Genomic DNA, 20,412 nt, shown 5'->3' with positions numbered 1-20,412 from the left:
TATTTAAAACTCACCGCGTGAAGAGTTACCAATGCTTGCTTTGACACAGATTTCCTATACGGCCATCGATTTTTTATCTTTGGCCATAGTCCTTACAGGAACATTAGTTCAAGCCAGAGTCGGTATTGGTTTTGCTCTTTTAAGCGCTCCTGCCTTATTTATAATAAATGAAAATTACATGCCTGGTCCCATTCTGATGCTGGGGTTTCTTTTGTCTTTACTTATGTATCTCAATGAAAAGCCGTCTCTTGAGATGACAAACGTATTGCCAGCCATTCTCGCACGCATACCAGGATCATGGTGTGGCGTCCTTACATTAGCGTATATACCGCAATGGCTTTTAGGTGTTGTGATTGGTATCAGTCTTTTGGTTGCGTCTCTCGTAACGTCAGTCCGCACTTCAATTACATTAACTCATCCTAACCTAGTCATAGCCGGCTTTTTGTCTGGCTTTTCTGGCACCGTTACCTCGATCGGTGGACCTATCATGGCTCTGCTTTACAAAGCACAAACACCTGATGTGACTCGAAAAGCATTACTCTGCTTCTTTTTAATCGGTACGCCTATTTCCATTATGTTACTGGTAGTGGCTGACGGAATGAGTCAAGAAGCTTATATACTTTGTATAAAAATGCTACCAGGGGTGATAATAGGCTACCGTTTATCAAGGTTTAAGTGGCTTGCTTTTATTGCGCCTAGTAGAAAAACCATTATGGCTTTGTCGACCATTTCCGCTGTGGTGATTCTATTAAAGAGCTTATCCATGCTTACCTAGTTTGGCCTCGTTAGTGACCCCAAGCTACATGACCATCGATCCAGGTTTTTTGTACCCTGTAATCGTTATTTAAAGCCACCATACTGGCTCGATAATTGTCTTTGATACGTCCAAATTGATCGTCTATTTTTAAAAACTCTGCGGGTCTGAGCGACGCCATTTGCAATGCCTCGGCAGGCGTTCGTCCAGTTAAAAAGATGGTGTTACGAACGGCTGATGCCATATCTAAATCCGATCCGGCTAATGTGCCATCCTCTGTCGTCACCTTTCCATCACTGCGCATCACTTTTTTACCTAAAAAAGCCATTTCTGTTTCGTTTGACCCTACGCTCTGAATGGCGTCGGTTACCAGCATCATATGTTCACAACCTTTTGCGGCGATCGCTATTCGCATAGAGGCAGGATGCACATGATGGCCATCAGCAATCAAACCACACCAGGTTGCTGTTTTTGTTTGAAGTGCGGCACCGACAACACCAGGTTCACGACTTGTCAGAGGGGTCATGGCATTAAATAAATGCGTGAAACCTCTTGCTCCACTCTCTACAGCCGCTATGGCCTGTTCATAAGTCGCGGCCGAATGTCCAATGCTCACAATGGCATTATGCGAGACCAACCATTCAATAAAGCCTTCACGAACTTGTTCTGGAGCTAGGGTAACCATGAGTTTTCCATGATGGCTTACATCAAGTAAGGTAGCCAAAATACCTTCATTGGGCTGTCGTAACTGAAATTCATTATGTACGCCCTTACGAACGGGGTTCAAATACGGCCCTTCATAATGTAAACCCAGTATCCCCGCCATGTTTTGTTCCAAGGCCTCGCACACAGCATCATGTGCTTGAGACATAATCGTATAATCATCAGAAATAAGTGTTGGCATTAACGCAACGGTACCAAATTGAGCGTGAATTTGAACAATTTTTTCTAAAGCCGACAGGGTAGGAGTATGATTAAATAAGGTGCCTCCCCCACCATTAACATGCACATCAATGAACCCTGGAGCAAGGATATCAACCACATCCATATCACTGCATTTGGGCAAATCCGTCGCCTCAATGGAGACAATTCGATTCCCGCTAAACGTGACGGTCCGATTAATTAACCATTGATCGCCATCAAAAAGTCGTTTGGCAAATACGCTTTTCATACTGCTTTTCTCCCTATTTGCTGTTGCGCCATCAATATGGCGCCAGACATAGCATCGCCTTTAGGCTTAGTGAGATAAGTCGAAAAGCGTTCTGGCAAATAAGGCTTAATAACATCAGAGACACCACCAACAAGCACAATCTTCTCCGCACCCTTAGTCATTAAACACTCTAAATAGTGACTAATCCAGATCACTTGTTCCTGTACTATTTTCAAAGCAATAGGGTCTTTTTGCTGAGCGAATTCGAACACTTGAATAGCAAATGCACCGTATTCTTTTGGTAACGGGTGGCGGTTTTGAAACAAGACATATTTTTCTGGAGATAACGAAAATTCGGCATTAATACTGTCTGTCATAAGTGACGCAGGCGAAATCCCATCCAGAGCCGCTAATGAATACTCTAGGGCGGATAATCCAATGCGAGCACCACTGCCTTGATCCGATAAAGGAAAGCCCCAGCCACCCACAATATGGAAAATTTCATTGTGGTAAAAAACACCGCAACTGCCCGTACCTAAAATAAGTAATGCTCCCTCCTCACCATTAAAAGCCCCCAAACAAGCAGAATGGGCATCAGTGAGTAAATACCGCCGACCAAATGGAGATGACTGAGAAATAACCAGTTCTTGTTCCAATGGTTGATTGGCTCCGGCAAGACCTAACCCTAGAGTAATTTTCGGATATTCTTCAGGTGCGATCTCGCCCTGACGACAGGCTTCAAGACAAGCATTCATAATATTTTGCCATGCCGCTTCAATCCCAATACGTGGGTTACCCGATCCTGCCACGGCCTCGCCTAACACCGCGCCATCTCTCGTCACAAGACGGGCACGACAAAAAGTGCCACCGCCATCAACACCTATATAAAGTTCTGTCATACACAATTTCCTTTATGCAATTGCTGACGCTTTGTTTCGCACCATAGATAATATTCCTTGAGTGTTAATGAGCTTGCGGCCTCTTCATCTAATATGATGATTGCTTTCTCATGCTGCTGGAGAATGGAAGCTGGACACATTGAGGATAAAGGCCCTTCTATCATGTCTTTCACGGCAGAGGCTTTCTCTTTTCCTGTCGCCATCAATAGGATCTCTCTACTTTCCAAAATCGTTCCAATACCCATGGTAATCGCCAGATAAGGTTGAAACTCATCGGCCATAAAGAAACGTTTATTTGCCGCAATAGTCGATTCCGACAAGGTTTTAATTCGTGTTCTAGAAGAAAAGCTAGAGGTTGGCTCATTAAAACCAATGTGACCGTTTGTCCCAATTCCAAGAATTTGTAAATCAATGCCTCCAGCGGCCGAGATTTTTGCATCGTATAACACCGCATTATGGTTTAGAACATCAGGGTCCAAACTGGTCGCCGCAGGAACATGGGTATTCGTTAAATCAATATCCACCAGATCAAACAAGTATCGATTCATAAAAGAACGATAACTTTGCTTATGGTCCTCATCAATACCAATATACTCATCTAAATTAAAGGTTCTTATAGACTTAAAAGACAGCCGGCCCGCTTGATGTCGGCAGACCAATTCATTATATAACGCAATCGGTGTAGACCCTGTCGCTAACCCAAGGACTGGCCTCGTTTTTTTTATAATCACATCCACCACCTTATTTGCAGCATGTAACGCCACATCTTTTGGTGTTGGCAGGATAATTACTTGCATAAACATTTACCTTTAAACACATTGATCTTTAAAATAGAGACCCCAAAATAATAATACCAATATAGTACCTTTAATCTATAAAGGTCAAAATATTTTCTTAATTTTTACTTTTTTTATTTGCCAATACGTAATATTGGTGCTAATTTCTAAAAACAAACAATACCTAAAAGATACCAATAATTAATATTTACAATAAAAATAGATAACAAATCACAAAAAACACAAACGGAGAAAAACCATGTCTAATGCACATTCCAACCTATCCGTATCAAAATATGCTATCGCTACTGCTGTTATGTTAAGCAGTGTTGGCATGGTTAATGCGGCAGGAACATTAACGATAGAAAGCTGGCGTAGCGATGATGCGAATATATGGTCAGACGTTATTATTCCCGCCTTTAATAAAAGTCACCCAGATACGAAAGTAAATTTTGCGCCGACCCCCCCAACTCAATACAACTCAGCGTTGCAAGCAAAACTGCAAGCCGGTACGGCTGGTGATTTAATTACTTGCCGTCCTTTTGACACCTCATTAACACTCTTTACAAGCGGCTATTTAGACTCACTGAATGACGTACAGGGCCTGAATGAGTTCTCTGATGTTGCTAAAAGTGCATGGGTAACCGATGATGGTAAAGATCAATTCTGTCTACCGATGGCCTCTGTTATTCATGGGTTTATCTACAACAAAGAGATTTTTAAAGAATTAAACCTTTCTGTACCAAAAACACGAGATGAATTCTTTACCGTATTGGACGCAATAAAGTCGGAAAGTCGTTATTCACCGCTCGCAATGGGTACAGCAGACCAATGGGAAAGCGCAACGATGGGATTCCAAAACATTGGTCCAAACTACTGGAAAGGCGAATCTGGTCGTAAGGCATTGTTAGAAGGCAAAGCTAAATTAACCGACGACGCTTATGTCGATACTTGGAAGGAGTTGGCTCAGTGGAAACCATACCTTGGTCGTGGATTTGAAGCGCAAAAGTATTCTGACTCACAAAACCTATTTACACTAGGACGTGCCGCCATCTACCCTGCTGGTTCTTGGGACATCCAAACCTTTAATAACCAAGCGGATTTTGAGTTTGGCGCCTTCCCACCTCCTGTCGCTAAAAATGGCGACTCTTGTTATATCAGTGATCACACGGATATTGGTATCGGCATTAATGCTAATTCAAAAAACAAAGAAGCGGCAGCGGAGCTGCTAAATTGGATGGCCAGCCAAGAATTTGCCGAACTGTTTGCGAATGCCGTACCAGGCTTTTTCCCATTATCAAATCATAAAATAGCCATCAAAGATCCGGTTGCTCAAGAATTCATTAGCTGGAGAGATCAGTGCGAGTCGACTATTCGTAACTCTTATCAAATCCTATCTCGAGGTACGCCAAACTTAGAAAATCAACTTTGGAACGTCAGTGCTCAGGTCATCAACGGCACAATGACGCCAGAAGCCGCCGCTCAGGAAACACAGAATGGCTTAGAGCAGTGGTACGCTCCTCAACAATAATTTAAGCAGACCATGGGAGGGCTATTCACGCCTTCCCTATTTTATGGTTCCAGATAGCATTATTAGAGACAGCGTTATGACTCAACATAATCATCAAGATGAAAAAAAACCTTTTCCCTGGCATCTTGTCATTTTCCTTGCGCCAGCATTGCTGATATACATTACTTTTAGCGTGTACCCTTTACTCGATACACTCTTCTTAAGCCTGTTCAATTCGCAAGACGGTAACAGTACCTTTGTGGGTTTGCAGAATTTTATTACCCTGGTAACGGACGACAATTGGTCTCATGCGTTTTGGAATGCCTTACTTAACAATTTTAAGTTTTTTGTCATTCATATGTTATTGCAAAATCCAATTGGATTATTACTTGCCATTCTATTGAGTTCACCAAAATTACGTTTATCAGGCACATACCGAACGCTTATTTTTATGCCAACCATGCTATCCGTTGTGATTATCGGCTTTGTTTGGCAATTATTGCTTAGCCCTATTTGGGGAATTTCAGAAGACTTCCTGTATAACATCGGTCTTGGTCAGTATTTTGATGCTTGGCTAGGCAAAGAAGGCAGCGCGCTTATTACTTTGAGCTTTATTTCCGTTTGGCAATTTGTTGGTATTCCAATGATGCTTATTTACGCCACATTGCTCAATATTCCAGATGATATTGTTGATGCCGGTACGGTTGATGGAGCCAATCCATTACAGACGTTTTGGTACATCAAATTGCCTTTGATTTTACCGACGATTGCGATGGTTTCAATTTTAACCTTTGTGGCCAACTTCAACGCTTTTGAGTTGATCTACGCGGTTAAAGGTGCCTTAGCAGGACCTAACTTCTCAACCGACCTGATGGGTACTTTCTTTTATCGAACCTTCTTTGGTTTCCAATTACAACAAGGCAGTGCCAGCATGGGAGCCGCTGTTGCCACCCTCATGTTTTTAATCATTTTAGTGGGTGTCATGCTATTTCTTTTCTTCGTTCAACGTCGTATCCAACGATTCCAATTTTAGGAGGCAAATATGAAAATAGTAACTGGCTTTTTGCCTTCATCCCCACTCAATGTGTCAAAGAGCGTCACTATTCACGCCATTCTATTGGCTTATACCGTCATCGCCCTGTTTCCCATTATTGTGGTCATTATTAATGCTTTTAAGACCCGTAAAGCCATTTTTAAAGACCCGTTAGGGCTACCCGACAGCGAGTCATTTACCTTAGCAGGTTTTCAAGAAGTTTTATTGCGGTCTGATTTTGGACTTTACTCATGGAACAGTTTAGTCGTCACCCTATTAGCCGTTGGTCTAGTGCTATTACTCGGCGCCATGGCCGCTTGGGCTCTAACTGAGTACAAGTTTCGTGGTAACTTCTTTATCGCCTTCCTATTTGCTATGGGCATTATGATTCCTATTCGGCTTGGAACCGTCAGTATTCTTAGCTTAATGGTTGAGCTGGATCTGGCGAATACATTAACGGCATTAGTGCTGGTATACATAGCTCAAGGTCTCCCCCTCGCGGTGTATATTTTGTCGGAATTTGTTCGCACTATTCCGAAGGAGCTAACAGAAGCGGCTCGCTGTGATGCGGTCAGTGAATATAAAATTTTCTTCTGTATTATCCTGCCGCTTCTGAAGCCAGCCATGGCAACGGTGGCCGTTTTTACCATGATCCCCATTTGGAACGATCTATGGTTTCCACTTATTTTGGCGCCAGGGGAAGAAACTCGCACCATCACCTTAGGTGTACAACAATTTGTCGGTCAATACGTGACCAATTGGAACTCCGTATTGTCGGCACTCACTTTGGCCATTGTACCGGTACTGGTTTTATACACTATTTTTTCAAGACAACTGATTCGCGGCTTAACGAGCGGAGCGGTCAAATAACCCCAACAAAGATGACCGCTGGAGAGAATTTTTATGGCAAGTGTCACACTCAAAAACATTAAAAAGCGTTTTGGCGATGTAGACGTACTGCATGGCATCGATCTGGATATTCAAGATGGCGAATTTGTCGTCCTTATCGGCGAGTCTGGTTGTGGTAAATCTACCTTATTACGCTTACTTTCAGGATTAGAAGACATCACCGAAGGAGACTTATTCATAGATGACGAGCGTGTAAATGGCCGGTCACCTGCCAAACGAGGCATTGCCATGGTCTTTCAGTCGTACGCTCTGTATCCACATATGAATGTGTATAAGAATATGGCATTCGGGCTAAAGATCTCAGGAAAAGACAAAACCTTTGTTCATAATAAGGTGGTTGAAGCCGCCAAAAAACTGAAAATTGATCACCTACTTGAACGTTTGCCAAGAGAGTTATCCGGCGGTCAACGTCAGCGGGTGGCGATTGGTCGTGCCATTGTAAGAGACCCCAAAGTCTTCCTATTCGATGAGCCTTTATCAAATCTCGATGCGTCATTACGGGTACAAACTCGGGTTGAGCTTGGTAAGTTGCACCAAGAATTAAAAGCGACAGTAATTTATGTCACCCATGATCAAGTAGAAGCCATGACACTCGGCGACAAGATCGTCGTCATGAACCAAGGCCGAGTAGAACAAGTGGGCTCACCTTTACATTTATATCACCATCCACAAACACAGTTTGTCGCAGGTTTCATTGGCTCACCCAAAATGAACTTTCTCAACGCAAAAATAGTGGCTGTTGGCAACGAAAACACGCAAATTATGCTAGAATCCCGCCGCGTGATTTCGGCCGCAATCGACAGCTCAAGCGCTAATGTGGGAGATACGGTTCAAATAGGGCTGCGACCTGAGCACATGTCATTACAATGTGAAGACAATAAAGTAGAAGGGAAAGTGACGCTCGTAGAGCATCTTGGGGAATTGTCCTATTTATACGTAGACATCCCCAAAGAAGGCGAGCTGGTGCTAAAAATCGATGGTGATAACCAGTATAAAGCCGGCGATACCGTCCACTTTGGAATAAGGCCAAACAGCGTCTACTTGTTTAATGATAAAGGAACCGCCTTACCTAGATTGGCAAGCCATATCGAGGCTAAAAAAACATCCATTTCATGAGCCACACCGTTAACATGTGGGGCCTACCCTTGGGAAAATAGAATGAGTCAAAATCGGGTAAATATTCTCTTTGGCGAAGCCGATAACTTACGCGCAAAAGGCATTCCTCTTTATATACAAGTAAAGAAAGCCATCCACACCGCTATTGTAGAAGGCCGTGTTCTGGGGGGTGACACTCTACCTCCCGAGCGCGACCTTGCCAAGCATTTAGATGTCTCGCGTGTGACGGTTCGGCGCGCCATTGATGAGCTCATTAAAGACGAAATTCTCACTCAGAGACAAGGCGCAGGCACCTTTGTCTCTGAGCGAGTGGAACAACCACTGAATCATTTACGCAGCTTTACTGAAGTTATGGAAGCTCGTGGAAAAACCATTACCTCTAAATGGCTTGATCGCTCTTTAGGTATGCCACACGAAGACGAATGCAAAGCCCTTAAACTGTCTGAAGACCAAGAAGTTGTGCGTTTTTATCGCCTACGTTATGCCGACGGAAAACCCATGGCCTTGGAGTTAGCCACCATCCCGAGTTGCTACATCCTCAACCCATTTGCAATGGAAGGCTCTCTTTATGACTTATTAGATCAACAAGGTTGTCGTCCAGTTCGCGCACTACAAAGGCTACGGGCCATCAGCATCGACGAACAACGTGCCAATTTGCTCGACATACCCCAACTGAGTGCAGCTTTATACATAGAACGAACTGGCATCAACCATGAAGGCACTCACGTTGAGTTTACGCGATCATGGTTCCCAGGAGACTCCTACGATTTTGTCGCCGAGATTCGTGACACTATTTAAAATAGCTACGCGCCAATTTCCATTAACTGTAACTGGCCATATGGCATCACGCTCACCTTTTATAAGAGTAATACAAGCCAGCTATAGAATTAATAATTTAATTTCAATAAGTTAAGTTTTTATTCGAAGTAAAGGGGTCTGACCCTGAGGTATCCCCACGAATTTAAACCATAAAACCTTCTCCCTTAAACAGCTGTTCAGCGAATTGCTGAACTCCTTCTCGCCATTGTTTGAGGGTGATTTTTAGATTCGTAGACAATGCTCTTTTGCCCAGAAAAAAATGAGAGAGCACTCTGCGTTTGCGAGTGCTGGACGATTGAAAACGATACGCTAATCCAGCCAGTTCAACCACTTTGCCTAATAAGATAAGCACCATAGCGGTCAGCGTTGTCAGTAAAACCAGCAGCTTCATTCTGGCTAAAATTTTAGTGTAGTTATGCTCGAAACCTAAGCCGAATTTTGTGCTTTTCATGTCTCTAAAACTTTCTTCTATTTGCATTCGTGTCTGATAAACCTTCACGCTTTTCTTGGCAAACGAGCGGTTTTTTGGCAATGATGAAATCAACAACCACGGCTCTTTTGCTCCACGTGCCGCGGTTAACGATGTCTTTGATGCTTTCGTTGATCCGTCTTGGTTTAAAGAGTGCCGACCTTTTGGCTTTCCTTTATAGAGCGCCAGATGACAAAAGTGAGGCGTTGATTGTCCTAGATTCAACGAAAGTGACTTTGGCGTGGCATTGGCTGTCGGAAATAAATGTGAGATACAGCGCCATGATTGGCTTTCTTCATCAAAAAATTTACGCGGTCGACGGACACGTCCGACATAATCCCAACCTAAGCTTTTTACTAACTCTATCCAAGGCATTTTAAAACCGGCATCCGTGACAATGATTGGTTTGGTCTCTTTTGGAAGAAGTGATTTTAGCGTGGAAAGAAAGTACTTGTGTGTTTTCGGTTTCTCCTTGGTTTTAATGTCATGCACTTCCTCGTATAGAGTAAATGGCCGACCTTGAAAGGCCACTACCGCTCGAATGAGAAAGTGTTGTTTTCGCGCATCAAGATCAGACCAATCGACACTGATAATAGGTCGCCCTTGGCTCGCAAAAAGGTGACACATATGAGCATAAATAGAGAGTGATTCTTGTTGTAAATGAGCGTTAGAAAGTACTCGATCAGCACGTTTGATGCAGTGCTTTTCAAAAGTTTTAGATTGAATACCTCTTCCAATGTTGGTCACCGTACTGAGATTGCCCTGAGCAAGACTTTGAATGCAGGCCGCGACAGCATTGCGCCGAGTTTTGTGCATATTGGGGCTGACAAGAGGGAGGATTTTGTTCAAAATAGTCGTCGCGTTCATGGCTCTCGTGTTTGGTTGTTTTTGGCGAAATTATTGATCACCAAGGGCCATGAACGTTCCCTTCTTGCGTTAACTAATTGTTATTTATATGAAATTCGTGGGGATACCTCAGGGTCTGACCCCTTTAATTATTCGTCAAGCAGCATTGGGAGGCGCATTAGTCCCTTATGAGCAGCGAGTTGATAACGCCTTAGCGAATATTCTAAGTCGCCAACCGTGGAAAACACCACAACGAGAGTGGCTTGAAACCATTGCAGGGCAAATAAAAGCGAATGTGATTGTAGATGAAAGCAACCTTAACGAAGGTATCTTTAAACAAATTGGTGGCACCAAACGCGCCAGTAAATTGTTTGAACAACCCATTGCCGATATTTTGAGTAACTTTAATAAAGCACTCTGGGCAAGTTAACGCACATGAATACTAAAACCATGTGTACGACAGAAAAACGCGCACATAAAACTTATTTTTCGTGTGCGCGTGTGCTAGATTATGCACAAATTAAGTTGTTTTTTATGCATGTGTTTTCATCGTGCACAGAAAAACAGAAAATAATGACAAACACCTATGACAAATACCAATGCAAATAACCATGTGTTTACACCGTTAGCACAACTGGGTGATATAGAAACCAAAGCGGTTTTAAAGGCGACAGCGAAAGCGCATCAGGCGCTTGGGGAGTTAAAAGGGTTGGCCGTTACCTTGCCAAATCAATACATATTATTAGCGACCTTATCCTTACAGGAGGCGAAAGAAAGCTCAGAAATCGAAAATATCATAACAACACAAGATGATTTATACCGTAGCCATTACCCATCTCAACAATTTACCTCTCATAATGCAAAAGAAGTCCATTGTTACGCCAAGGCGCTTGAGGTCGGCTACGAAACCATTACAAAAACTGGCATATTGACTAACAATACCATTATTGAAATCCAGCGTATTATAGAAAATAACGACGCAGGATTTAGAAAACAAGGTGGGACAAAATTAGTTAATCAACAAACCCAGCAAGTCGTTTATACGCCACCACAAACGGGCGATGAGATCATCAAATTAATGAGTGACCTAGAGGCTTTCATCAATAATGACGAACTTAGTGATTACGACGACCTCGTTAAAATGGCGTTGATCCACCATCAATTTGAAAGCATTCATCCATTTTACGATGGTAACGGCAGAACGGGGCGCATTGTAAACATACTGTTTTTAAGCAAACAAAACCTGTTAGGTGCACCTATTTTGTATCTTTCACGCTACCTAAACAGAAACAAAGCCGAATACTATGCATTATTACAACAAGTACGGGAAACCAATAACTGGGAACCTTGGTTACTGTATATGCTAAAAGCACTGCAAGTAACCAGTCAAGATACCTTAGCGACTATCAAAGCCATGATGGCATTAATGCAAAAACATAAGCATCTTATTAAAACGCAACTTCCCAAACTCTATAGCCACGAGCTGATTAATAATTTGTTTATACACCCTTATACAAAAGTGGAATTCTTAGTAAACGAGCTGAATATTCACCGGAATACGGCCAGTAAATACTTAAATCAACTGGTTGATATTGGTGTGTTAACGAAACACAAACTGGGTAAAGACAACTACTACCTAAACACTGAATTCTTTAATTTGTTTACCCATTAACGCGTAAACAACTCAAGGACAAACATAAGCACTCAAGACCTAATCAACAAACTTTGGAATCTATGTAACCTGTTGCGTGACGACGGCGTTACTTACCACGAATATCTAAACGAATTAACCTATCTTGTGTTTTTGAAAATGGTAGAAGAAACAGGACAGGAAGAGCTTATTCCTAAAGGTTATCGCTGGTCAGACATCGAAAAATTTAACGCCGTCACACGGTTAGAAGAATACAAAAAACTGCTTATTTATTTAGGCACAAATGGCTCATTAATTACCAAAGCCATTTTTGCCGATGCCTCAACCTGTATTCGTAAACCTGCTACCTTAATAAATAAATTAGTCTCTGAAATTGATAACTTAGACTGGTATTCCGCTAAAAACGAAGGTTTAGGCGACATGTACGAAGGCTTGCTTGAAATTAACGCAAGAGAGAAAAAATCAGGCGCAGGTCAATACTTCACTCCGCGCGTTCTAATCGAAGCAATGGTGGAACTGATGAAACCAAACTTGGATGATGTGATTGTTGACCCAACAGCAGGAACAGGTAGTTTCTTAATTACGGCGCATCATGAGCTTAAAAAGCACAATGACATAAAAACTCTCGATGAAGTCGCTTATTGCCAAAGGTTTGAGTGCATCACGAGGCAGTGAAATTTTTCACACTCGACCGACTCAATCAGTATATGTCTACACTATTTCACATACGCTTCATGTTTTGTGTTTCCTCAATTTAACATGGTAGCCTTTCCATCATAGGAATCTGCTCTAGGTCTTGATCCCAATCGGCCTTGCTTGCAACAAAAACATGAGCATTTGGTTTATTTGAAATTTGCGTATCAATGCTTCCTGCTGGCACAACTAAAAATGCCCCTCCCATTTGAATATTTGGCAGAGCAGAACCACAGTTTGTACAGAAACTCTTTACGTGCCTTGTCGATGGCAAACGATATGTCTTTATGTTATTTTCGCCTGATATCCACGTTACTACTGCTGTAGTCGAAAATAAATTAGAGGCATGAGCCGAGCCAGTATCTTTGCGACAATATTGACAATGACACATGAAAAAACTTTCAAATTCACCTTCTACTTCAAAAATCACTTCACCGCAAAGGCATGACCCATTATGTTTTACACTCATTAATAGTCCTCAATATGTAAAATTGAAATAAAGACAGACTCATGGCGAGGCTGTAGAATTTCTCATTCTAAGCCAGTTTAATTAATTTAAACCACAATTTTTCACATACATCTAAGATTTTTCTTACAAAAAAACGCATTAATGCATCAACGAATACAATTCAGCAGGGAGCCAAAGTGCCGGATCTATTTGCGGCTGATCCTTAGGAGCAAAAGCCAATCAAAGTCACTCAGAAAGTGTATTTACCTTATCGCGGATACGGTACCAATACTCATAACATGGTTTATAGCCTAACTTTTGGTACAGGTTTAATGCCGCTTGATTCTCCGATACGACTTGTAAATAGGCGTTCTTTGCTCCGTTTTCAACGGCCCAGTAGAGCATGCCATTTAACAAGGTTGTACCATAACCCATTTTTCTAACACTGGGTTTAGTGACAAAGTCGAAAAGTCCAAAATAACCATGACTGATTACGCCTAAGCCACAAGCTATTTCCTCTTCACCTTCCATTAAGACAGCCATAATCACTCTATCTTTAATCCGATTGAGTATGTCAAGATGAGTAGCCTGTTTTGCAATATCAAGCCCATTTATCTGACAATAAGACAGCATCCACTCATCGCGGCGCTTTTCAACAATGTTAGAATCATTGAAAGTAGTGCCTTCAAGAGATTTGTATAATACCAAAGACCTGTCTATCAATTGATAACCTTGACAGCCTAAATAGGCATCAAGCGCCTGATTATTGGTAAAAGATGGAAGACGAAAAATACAGGGCAAACCTTTGCCTTCAAAAAATGCTTCATAACGCTTTACAAGCATTGATAGATCGCCGGTTTGCTCTGATAGCACACTCACTGAATTGGCTCTTTTTGTGTAGCCATTGGAGAATCTAAGTACGACAGCATTCGATTTCCTTTCCTCTAGGGCTGGCCACGATTTAAAGCCAGCTGTCTCAATGTCCATACAATTCAATGAGTTAAAATCCAAGATATCTCTGTCCTTTATTAACTGGGTTCATGATAAAACTGATCTTATTTAACTCGTAACAAATAGAAAGCCTTAGTTATCCGCATAGCCACTGCCAATGGCACTAAAAGGTAAGCTCAAACCCAGCTCTGGAACCTGTAAACCAACCCATTCAGGGAAAGTATTGCTGTTGGGCCCTGGAAAAACAGTATACTCATTAGCCCAAGGGTATCGATTGACCGCTGCCGTGATTTGAGGAATTATGCGCTCCGCTTTCTTCCCTGTCAGAGACAGTACTTTTTCAGGCTTAGATCCAAACCAATATCGATCAGGGGTGGTTGTTTTATATTGATGCAGCGCGGGTAACCCTCTTTTGACTCGCCACCCCACGACTTCATAAACGGTGTACTCAGCCGCATTGGCCTCTTTTGTTGCGATCCAGGTATGTACGGCAAACCAGCCTCTCCAACTAAACGCATCCGCGGCATAGACTTCAATGACAGCGGATTTTTCTTTTTCAGGTGCGGGTGCAATACCAGCAGGCTCGCGACTAGCCGTTTGCCAATTATTATTAGAGCAAGCACCGAGCAACAATGTTATACAGAACAGTACTAACGTTTTAATTAATCGCATTAGATTAAGTACCCTTTGATGTATCAAAATACAAATTTATCACAATCTTAAAGACGAAAATAAAGCGTGTAAAAATTATTCGTATTGTTTACGAATTACTTAAGTTAACCTGGCGTGCTTAATGCTAAAGATCAATGGCGTTACAAAAGTCTTTAAAACTCCTCAGAAAATATCTGATTTCTGCCATTTTCTTTAGCGGCATACAATAATTCATCCGTTTTTTTAATAAGATCAATCTTATTGTTGATCTTATTAGGCTGCATCGAGGCTACTCCTATACTTGCTGTCAACACCGGGAGTGTTGGCGAATTTTCGTTAGGAATCTTGAGTAAGTGTATTTCAGTTAATATTTTTTCGGCTAAAAACACGGCTTGCTCTAACGTTGTGTTGCCATAAACTATCGAAAATTCCTCTCCACCATACCGGGCACAGATATCACTAGGTCTTCGAACAAGGTCTTTTAAAATTTTTCCAACAGATTTGAGACAAGCATCACCTACCTGATGCCCATAGGTATCGTTTAAACATTTAAAATAGTCAAGATCAATAATAACAAGATTAATTGGCGCTCGAAGACGGTAACAGCGCTTCCATTCACCCTCTAAAAATTCATTAAAATATCGACGGTTTGCTATATCCGTTAGCCCATCAATACGGGATAGATTGAGAACCTCTTCTTCAGCAAGCTTTCTTTCTGTAATATTTTGATGAGAAATAACAAAACATTTCTCTCTCTGAATACAAAAAGACGTTACGCGCATCATAAACCAGCGCTTTTCATCGTCACTGTGACAAGGGTATTCACAGTAAAAGTTTTCTTCATCGCCGATAATGACCGCCCTAATTCCATTTGCCGCTTTTAAACCAAAGTCATCCCCCATAGCAGCGGCTTTATCACATTCGCTCAAATAGTTAACGCTCCACTCTTCGTCAATTAAACACGAATTTTTTTGACCAAATGACTTCCAGGAATGATTGACGAATAAGATCTCCCCATTTTTGTCTATAACAACAATGTGCTCTGTGATTGTATCAATAACGGCTTTTAAAAATTCATACGATTCAACCATTCTTCACCTGTTTTATCATCCATGGCCGCTCTAGTCATTAGAGATCAGCAAGGTAGCTACTTTTGACTTTTGGGAATACCGACGCAAATAAATCAAATAGAATGCCTCACTCATACCGATTCATTGAGACAACTCTATAAAGATAAAAAAACCGCCACTATTACTAGAGGCGGTTTTTATAGGTTAGATCAATAAAGTCTAATTTACATACTTTATTTTTGACTGACCGTAATTTTACTGACTAAGCTGAACAATCAATTTATTCATGCGGCTTACAAAAGTGGCTGGATCTTCAAGCTGCCCACCTTCGGACAACGTCGCTTGTTCAAATAACAACCATGCCATGTCATTGAAACGCTCTTCATCTGATTCTGCGTCCATTTTGACAACAATTGGGTGCTCTGGGTTGACCTCTAAGCTTGGCTTAGACTCTGGCAGTTGCTGACCAGCTTGCTCCAGCAAACGGCGCATTTGCAAACCCATATCATATTCACCCACAACAAGACATGCTGGAGAAGAGGTTAAACGATCCGTTGCTTTAACAGCCGTAACTTTTTCTTTTAAAACGTCCGTCATACGATCTAACAGAGGTTTCATTTTTTCAGCTTGTTCTTCTTTCGCTTTTTTCGCTTCTTCAGAAGTATCTTCTTCTAAATCAAGTTTACCTTTCGTCACATCTTGGAAAGATTTGCCGTCAAACTCTTGTAGAGAAGACATCATCCACTCATCGATACGGTCACTTAATAATAGAACCTCAAAGCCTTTTTTACGCAAAATTTCTAGGTGCGGGCTGTTTTTCGCGGTGTTGTGACTTTCAGCATAGATATAGTAAATCTTATCTTGGCCTTCTGACATGCGCTCAATATAATTCGCTAAAGAGTGCGTTTGTTCTGGTGCATCGTCTTTCGTAGTACTGAATCGCAATAAACCAGCAATCTTATCTTTGTTGCCCATGTCATCCGCTGGGCCTTCTTTGATTACATTACCAAATTCATCCCAAAAGGCTTGGTATTGTTCTGGCTCATTTTTAGACATCTTAGCTAACATGTCCAAGACACGCTTGGTTAAAGCGGCACGCATAGAGTCAACAGCGCTGTCATTCTGAAGAATTTCACGAGATACATTCAATGACAGATCATTAGAATCTACTACACCTTTTACGAAGCGCATATAAGGAGGTAAGAAAGCTTCCGCTTCATCCATGATAAACACACGCTGAACGTATAATTTCAGACCGCGTTGCATATCACGATTCCAAAGGTCATAAGGCGCTTTAGACGGAATATACAATAGGCTGGTGTATTCTAATTTACCTTCAACCTTATTATGAGACCATTTCAACGGGTCTTGGAAATCATGAGAAACGTGCTTATAGAACTCTTTATATTCTTCATCAGAAACGTCTGTGCGACTACGTGTCCAAAGAGCTTTCGCTGAGTTAACGGCTTCAAACTCAGGTGCTTTGTTTTCTTCAACGGGTTTTGGGTTACCTTCTTCATCCATTTCTGGATAAACCACTTTCTCCATTTCAACAGGAATAGAGATGTGGTCAGAATATTTAGTGATTAGAGTACGCAGACGGTGATTTTCGGCAAACTCAACCTCTTCTGGTTTTAAGTGCAAGGTAATACGAGTACCACGGGTTTCTTTTTCGATGTTCTCGATAGTAAACTCACCTGAACCATCGGACACCCAACGAACCGCTTCGTTCGCTGCAGCATTAGCGTAACGTGTTTCTACCGCGACAGAATCCGCAACGATGAACGCTGAATAGAAACCTACCCCAAACTGACCAATCAACTGACTGTCTTTTTTCTCATCGCCACTTAGCTTCTCAAGGAAAGACGCTGTACCAGATTTGGCAATTGTGCCTAGATTGGCAATGGCATCTTCACGAGTCATACCAATACCATTATCATCAATGACAATGGTTTTAGACTCTTTATCAAACTCAATGCGGATGCGTAAATTCGGATCTTGAGCGAGCAAATCAGCATTAGATACGGCTTCAAAACGTAATTTATCAACCGCGTCTGATGAGTTGGAAATTAGCTCACGTAGGAAAATTTCTTTATTAGAATACAAAGAATGGATCATCAAATGTAGAAGTTGTTTTACTTCTGTTTGAAAGCCTAACGTTTCTTTTTGTGTATCAGTTGCCATGTTACAAAGTGCTCCTCTAAAATGGCAGATCACTCAAAAAAGTGACCCTGTAAGTTCTAACGAGTACTCATTAGGTAATGCCATTAAAAAGAATTTCAAGAGAAAGAAATCTAAAAAATACAACAAAAACAGAAATAAGAAGACAAAAAGCAATTCCTTACATATTTTGTGTCTTTATTTCTTTCGAACCAAGGTCAATCCATCACCAATAGACAATAAAGAAACATCTACCGTGTCATCTTGATGAACCAAGGTATTTAATTGTCGGACAATGTTCGTGTCTTTATCTGTAAAAGAGGTATTGGCAACATTACCCCACCATAAAGTATTGTCTATTGCCATACACCCACCTTTCCTCAGAAGTTGCTTACATTGATGGTAATACTCAATGAGGTTGGCTTTATCAGCGTCGATAAAAATAAAATCAAAGGACTCAGATTCAAATTCAACAAAAGGTTGTAAAGACTCTAACGCCTTGCCACAAATCGTTTGAACTTGATCACAAAGGCCAGCTTCATCAATATAGCGATTGGCAATGTCTAACCACATTTGCTTTTTTTCCAATGCTATAAGCTTAGCGTCTTTATTCATAGCTTGAGCAATGGATAAAGTGCTGTAACCGGTAAACACACCAATTTCTAATAGTTTTTTAGGCGACATCAGCTTAACTAACAAAGCCAAAAATTGCCCTACCTCAGGAGAAAGCTGCATTCTTGACATGTGGTATTGCGCCGTTTCTTTACGCAACCGGGTCAACAGATCCGTTTCTCTTACAGAATGAGCTACTAAATATTGATAAAGGGTATCGTTCATTTCTACCGTACGGTTTTTAGGTGCCAAACCCTCTGGTACCTGTGCTGGAAAATTAGGAAGCATGCTCTTTGATAACCAATCCACGATTTAGAGTTTTAAAAGTTTTTGAGCGGAATTCTCGGCGATATAAAACCAAGACGACACACAAGCTGCTCACCATACAAAAATACGGTCCAATAAACCAGCCGCAAAATGCCATAGCAAAATAATAAGCGCGCAACCCATAATTAAACTGGTTAGCCGCTAAAGAGCAGACTTTTGCCATATGTAAGGCATACGACTCCCTTTCTTCTTCAGACGTTCCTCTTTCTGAAGCCAAAGGAGCACTGCCCACAAGGACAGAGCAAAAGTTATATTGCCTAACTGACCAGGTAAAAGTAAAAAACGCATAAGCAAATATCACCACCAACATAACTATTTTAAGCTCCCATTCGTGAGAACTATTTGGTGCTCGAACGTAAAATTCAGAAATGACATCTATCGCAATTTCTGAATAATTAAACGCGGTGAATAAACCCGCAATAATGATTAAAGAACTAGAAGCAAAAAACAAACTACTGCGCTCAAGGTTTGCCATAACCGAGGTATCAGCAATGCGGTTGTCTCGCTTTAGTAAACGGCTCATCCAAGCCATTCTGTATTGGTGCAAAACACTCACTAAACATGCTTTACGACGAGAATTATACTGAGCATACCAAGCGTACCCCCACCAGCAACCAAGAAAGAAAAGTAAGGTAAGTACATTTTCAGTATTCGACAGGAAAAAATCTGACAACATTTGCATAGAGTACAACCCAGAAAGTGACCTTATTAGTATTTGATTATTAAACCATTTTCTACTTTCTATGTCTTACACTCATTCTTGATTTATATGGATGCTTTAGATCAATTTTTTTCATCTTAATGAAAAAAAACACTTGAACATAAATTTAAAACAAGTATTATTTCGTCACTTCATTTTTGCGGATGTGGTGGAATTGGTAGACACGCTGGATTTAGGTTCCAGTGCTTCACGGCGTGAGAGTTCGAGTCTCTCCATCCGCACCATTTATACTTAGATAATCCTCTCCGGTCTCATAAAATTAATACTGAACATTTCCGCATCTAAATTATAGCAATCCTAAGAAATTCAGTAGGTTTTATTTAATGAGATTATTACGATCCTCTATTCATTCAGACATCACCGATTTATCGGGCTCTGTGTTTACCCGAAAAGCCGCTCGAGGCATTGTGCTTAAGGGTGAAAACATACTTCTTTTATATACAGAAAGGTATCATGACTACACCCTACCTGGTGGTGGCATTGATAAAGGGGAAAGTCATATTGAGGGTTTAATAAGAGAGCTTCTGGAAGAAACTGGTGCGCATAGCATTACAAACATTCGCGAATTTGGTCGGTATGAAGAGTACCGCCCTTGGCACAAAGAAGGCTTTGACATCGTTCATATGAAGTCTTACTGCTACCTTTGTGATATTGACAGTCAACTAAAGTCTACCAATTTAGAAACATACGAAATACAAAATGGCATGACACCAGTATGGAAAAACATTCATAAAGCCATCGAGCATAACGAAAATACGATGCTTAGAAGCCCCAAAAAAGGTCTGTCGATTGAACGAGAGACCTTTTTACTCAAACAAATAGTAGAAGAGCTTTTATAAGATTTGGC

21 protein-coding genes and 1 tRNA gene are annotated in these 20,412 nt (G+C 41.3%); 11 read left to right on the top strand and 11 right to left on the bottom strand.

What is annotated here, in order from left to right; all coding sequences use genetic code 11:
* Window positions 1-31 precede the first annotated feature (31 nt).
* Window positions 32-775 carry a TSUP family transporter gene (locus IEZ33_RS07030; protein WP_191602978.1) on the top strand — a complete coding sequence of 248 codons (744 nt, stop codon included), beginning with the start codon at window positions 32-34 and terminating at the stop codon, window positions 773-775.
* Window positions 776-785: 10 nt separating this feature from the next.
* On the opposite strand, the gene nagA is transcribed toward IEZ33_RS07030, so the two are convergent.
* From nagA to nagB, 3 genes are read right to left on the bottom strand one after another with little or no spacing between them, the layout of a single operon-like run.
* The gene (gene nagA, locus IEZ33_RS07025; RefSeq protein WP_191602977.1) at window positions 786-1,925 is read right to left on the bottom strand and encodes an N-acetylglucosamine-6-phosphate deacetylase; all 1,140 of its coding nucleotides are present in this window, start codon (window positions 1,923-1,925) and stop codon (window positions 786-788) included.
* Window positions 1,922-2,803, bottom strand: a complete 882-nt coding sequence (locus tag IEZ33_RS07020) for a glucosamine kinase nucleotide-binding domain-containing protein (RefSeq protein ID WP_191602976.1) — start codon at window positions 2,801-2,803, stop codon at window positions 1,922-1,924. The genes nagA and IEZ33_RS07020 overlap by 4 nt, the downstream gene beginning before the upstream one ends.
* Complete coding sequence (gene nagB / locus IEZ33_RS07015) at window positions 2,800-3,600, bottom strand: glucosamine-6-phosphate deaminase (protein WP_191602975.1); 801 nt, start codon at window positions 3,598-3,600, stop codon at window positions 2,800-2,802. Before nagB ends, IEZ33_RS07020 begins: the two co-directional genes overlap by 4 nt.
* 238 nt (window positions 3,601-3,838) lie before the next feature.
* Between nagB and IEZ33_RS07010 the strand changes: the two genes are divergently transcribed.
* The 5 genes from IEZ33_RS07010 (at window position 3,839) to IEZ33_RS06990 (ending at window position 8,945) form a co-directional block, all read left to right on the top strand.
* A complete protein-coding gene (locus IEZ33_RS07010; RefSeq protein ID WP_191602974.1) occupies window positions 3,839-5,110 on the top strand; it encodes an ABC transporter substrate-binding protein in 1,272 nt (423 codons plus the stop codon).
* Window positions 5,111-5,186: 76 nt separating this feature from the next.
* The gene (locus IEZ33_RS07005) at window positions 5,187-6,122 is read left to right on the top strand and encodes a carbohydrate ABC transporter permease (RefSeq protein WP_191602973.1); all 936 of its coding nucleotides are present in this window, start codon (window positions 5,187-5,189) and stop codon (window positions 6,120-6,122) included.
* A gap of 9 nt (window positions 6,123-6,131) precedes the next feature.
* Window positions 6,132-6,992, top strand: coding sequence for a carbohydrate ABC transporter permease (locus tag IEZ33_RS07000; RefSeq protein ID WP_191602972.1), 861 nt, complete (start codon window positions 6,132-6,134; stop codon window positions 6,990-6,992).
* 33 nt (window positions 6,993-7,025) lie between these two features.
* Window positions 7,026-8,147: an ABC transporter ATP-binding protein gene (locus IEZ33_RS06995; protein WP_191602971.1), complete on the top strand. Its 1,122-nt coding sequence runs from the start codon at window positions 7,026-7,028 to the stop codon at window positions 8,145-8,147.
* A gap of 42 nt (window positions 8,148-8,189) precedes the next feature.
* The gene (locus IEZ33_RS06990) at window positions 8,190-8,945 is read left to right on the top strand and encodes a GntR family transcriptional regulator (RefSeq protein WP_191602970.1); all 756 of its coding nucleotides are present in this window, start codon (window positions 8,190-8,192) and stop codon (window positions 8,943-8,945) included.
* A gap of 163 nt (window positions 8,946-9,108) precedes the next feature.
* On the opposite strand, the gene IEZ33_RS06985 is transcribed toward IEZ33_RS06990, so the two are convergent.
* Window positions 9,109-10,302, bottom strand: a complete 1,194-nt coding sequence (locus IEZ33_RS06985; RefSeq protein ID WP_191600835.1) for an IS4 family transposase — start codon at window positions 10,300-10,302, stop codon at window positions 9,109-9,111.
* Window positions 10,303-10,390: 88 nt separating this feature from the next.
* Here IEZ33_RS06985 and IEZ33_RS06980 point away from each other — a divergent pair, with 88 nt between their 5' ends.
* The 3 genes from IEZ33_RS06980 (at window position 10,391) to IEZ33_RS06970 (ending at window position 12,607) form a co-directional block, all read left to right on the top strand.
* Window positions 10,391-10,711 (top strand): type I restriction-modification enzyme R subunit C-terminal domain-containing protein, encoded by a 321-nt coding sequence (locus IEZ33_RS06980; RefSeq protein ID WP_206696913.1) that lies wholly within the window; start codon window positions 10,391-10,393, stop codon window positions 10,709-10,711.
* A 156-nt stretch (window positions 10,712-10,867) separates the two neighbouring features.
* The gene (locus IEZ33_RS06975; RefSeq protein WP_191602969.1) at window positions 10,868-11,953 is read left to right on the top strand and encodes a Fic family protein; all 1,086 of its coding nucleotides are present in this window, start codon (window positions 10,868-10,870) and stop codon (window positions 11,951-11,953) included.
* A gap of 24 nt (window positions 11,954-11,977) precedes the next feature.
* Window positions 11,978-12,607: a class I SAM-dependent DNA methyltransferase gene (locus tag IEZ33_RS06970; protein WP_338040949.1), complete on the top strand. Its 630-nt coding sequence runs from the start codon at window positions 11,978-11,980 to the stop codon at window positions 12,605-12,607.
* Window positions 12,608-12,686: 79 nt separating this feature from the next.
* On the opposite strand, the gene IEZ33_RS06965 is transcribed toward IEZ33_RS06970, so the two are convergent.
* From IEZ33_RS06965 to IEZ33_RS06935, 7 genes are all read right to left on the bottom strand, one after another.
* Window positions 12,687-13,094: a GFA family protein gene (locus tag IEZ33_RS06965; RefSeq protein ID WP_191602968.1), complete on the bottom strand. Its 408-nt coding sequence runs from the start codon at window positions 13,092-13,094 to the stop codon at window positions 12,687-12,689.
* Between the two features lie 225 nt (window positions 13,095-13,319).
* Window positions 13,320-14,084, bottom strand: coding sequence for a GNAT family N-acetyltransferase (locus IEZ33_RS06960; RefSeq protein WP_191602967.1), 765 nt, complete (start codon window positions 14,082-14,084; stop codon window positions 13,320-13,322).
* A 72-nt stretch (window positions 14,085-14,156) separates the two neighbouring features.
* Window positions 14,157-14,696, bottom strand: a complete 540-nt coding sequence (locus IEZ33_RS06955; RefSeq protein WP_191602966.1) for a DUF3750 domain-containing protein — start codon at window positions 14,694-14,696, stop codon at window positions 14,157-14,159.
* A gap of 152 nt (window positions 14,697-14,848) precedes the next feature.
* Window positions 14,849-15,766: a sensor domain-containing diguanylate cyclase gene (locus tag IEZ33_RS06950; RefSeq protein WP_191602965.1), complete on the bottom strand. Its 918-nt coding sequence runs from the start codon at window positions 15,764-15,766 to the stop codon at window positions 14,849-14,851.
* Between the two features lie 234 nt (window positions 15,767-16,000).
* Complete coding sequence (gene htpG / locus IEZ33_RS06945) at window positions 16,001-17,929, bottom strand: molecular chaperone HtpG (protein WP_191602964.1); 1,929 nt, start codon at window positions 17,927-17,929, stop codon at window positions 16,001-16,003.
* A gap of 174 nt (window positions 17,930-18,103) precedes the next feature.
* Entirely contained in the window at window positions 18,104-18,805 is a 702-nt protein-coding gene (locus IEZ33_RS06940; RefSeq protein WP_191602963.1) for an O-methyltransferase, read from the bottom strand.
* The gene (locus tag IEZ33_RS06935) at window positions 18,795-19,526 is read right to left on the bottom strand and encodes a DUF599 domain-containing protein (RefSeq protein WP_191602962.1); all 732 of its coding nucleotides are present in this window, start codon (window positions 19,524-19,526) and stop codon (window positions 18,795-18,797) included. The genes IEZ33_RS06940 and IEZ33_RS06935 overlap by 11 nt, the downstream gene beginning before the upstream one ends.
* 178 nt (window positions 19,527-19,704) lie before the next feature.
* On the opposite strand from IEZ33_RS06935, the gene IEZ33_RS06930 reads away from it, so the two are divergent.
* Window positions 19,705-19,789, top strand: a tRNA-Leu gene (locus tag IEZ33_RS06930).
* A gap of 99 nt (window positions 19,790-19,888) precedes the next feature.
* Window positions 19,889-20,404: an NUDIX domain-containing protein gene (locus IEZ33_RS06925; protein WP_191602961.1), complete on the top strand. Its 516-nt coding sequence runs from the start codon at window positions 19,889-19,891 to the stop codon at window positions 20,402-20,404.
* The last annotated feature ends 8 nt before the right edge of the window (window positions 20,405-20,412 follow it).

The organism is Marinomonas algicola, from assembly GCF_014805825.1.
GTDB lineage: Bacteria > Pseudomonadota > Gammaproteobacteria > Pseudomonadales > Marinomonadaceae > Marinomonas > Marinomonas algicola.
Note: the sequence above shows the minus strand (reverse complement) of the source record. Positions and strands in the feature narration are given on the sequence as shown.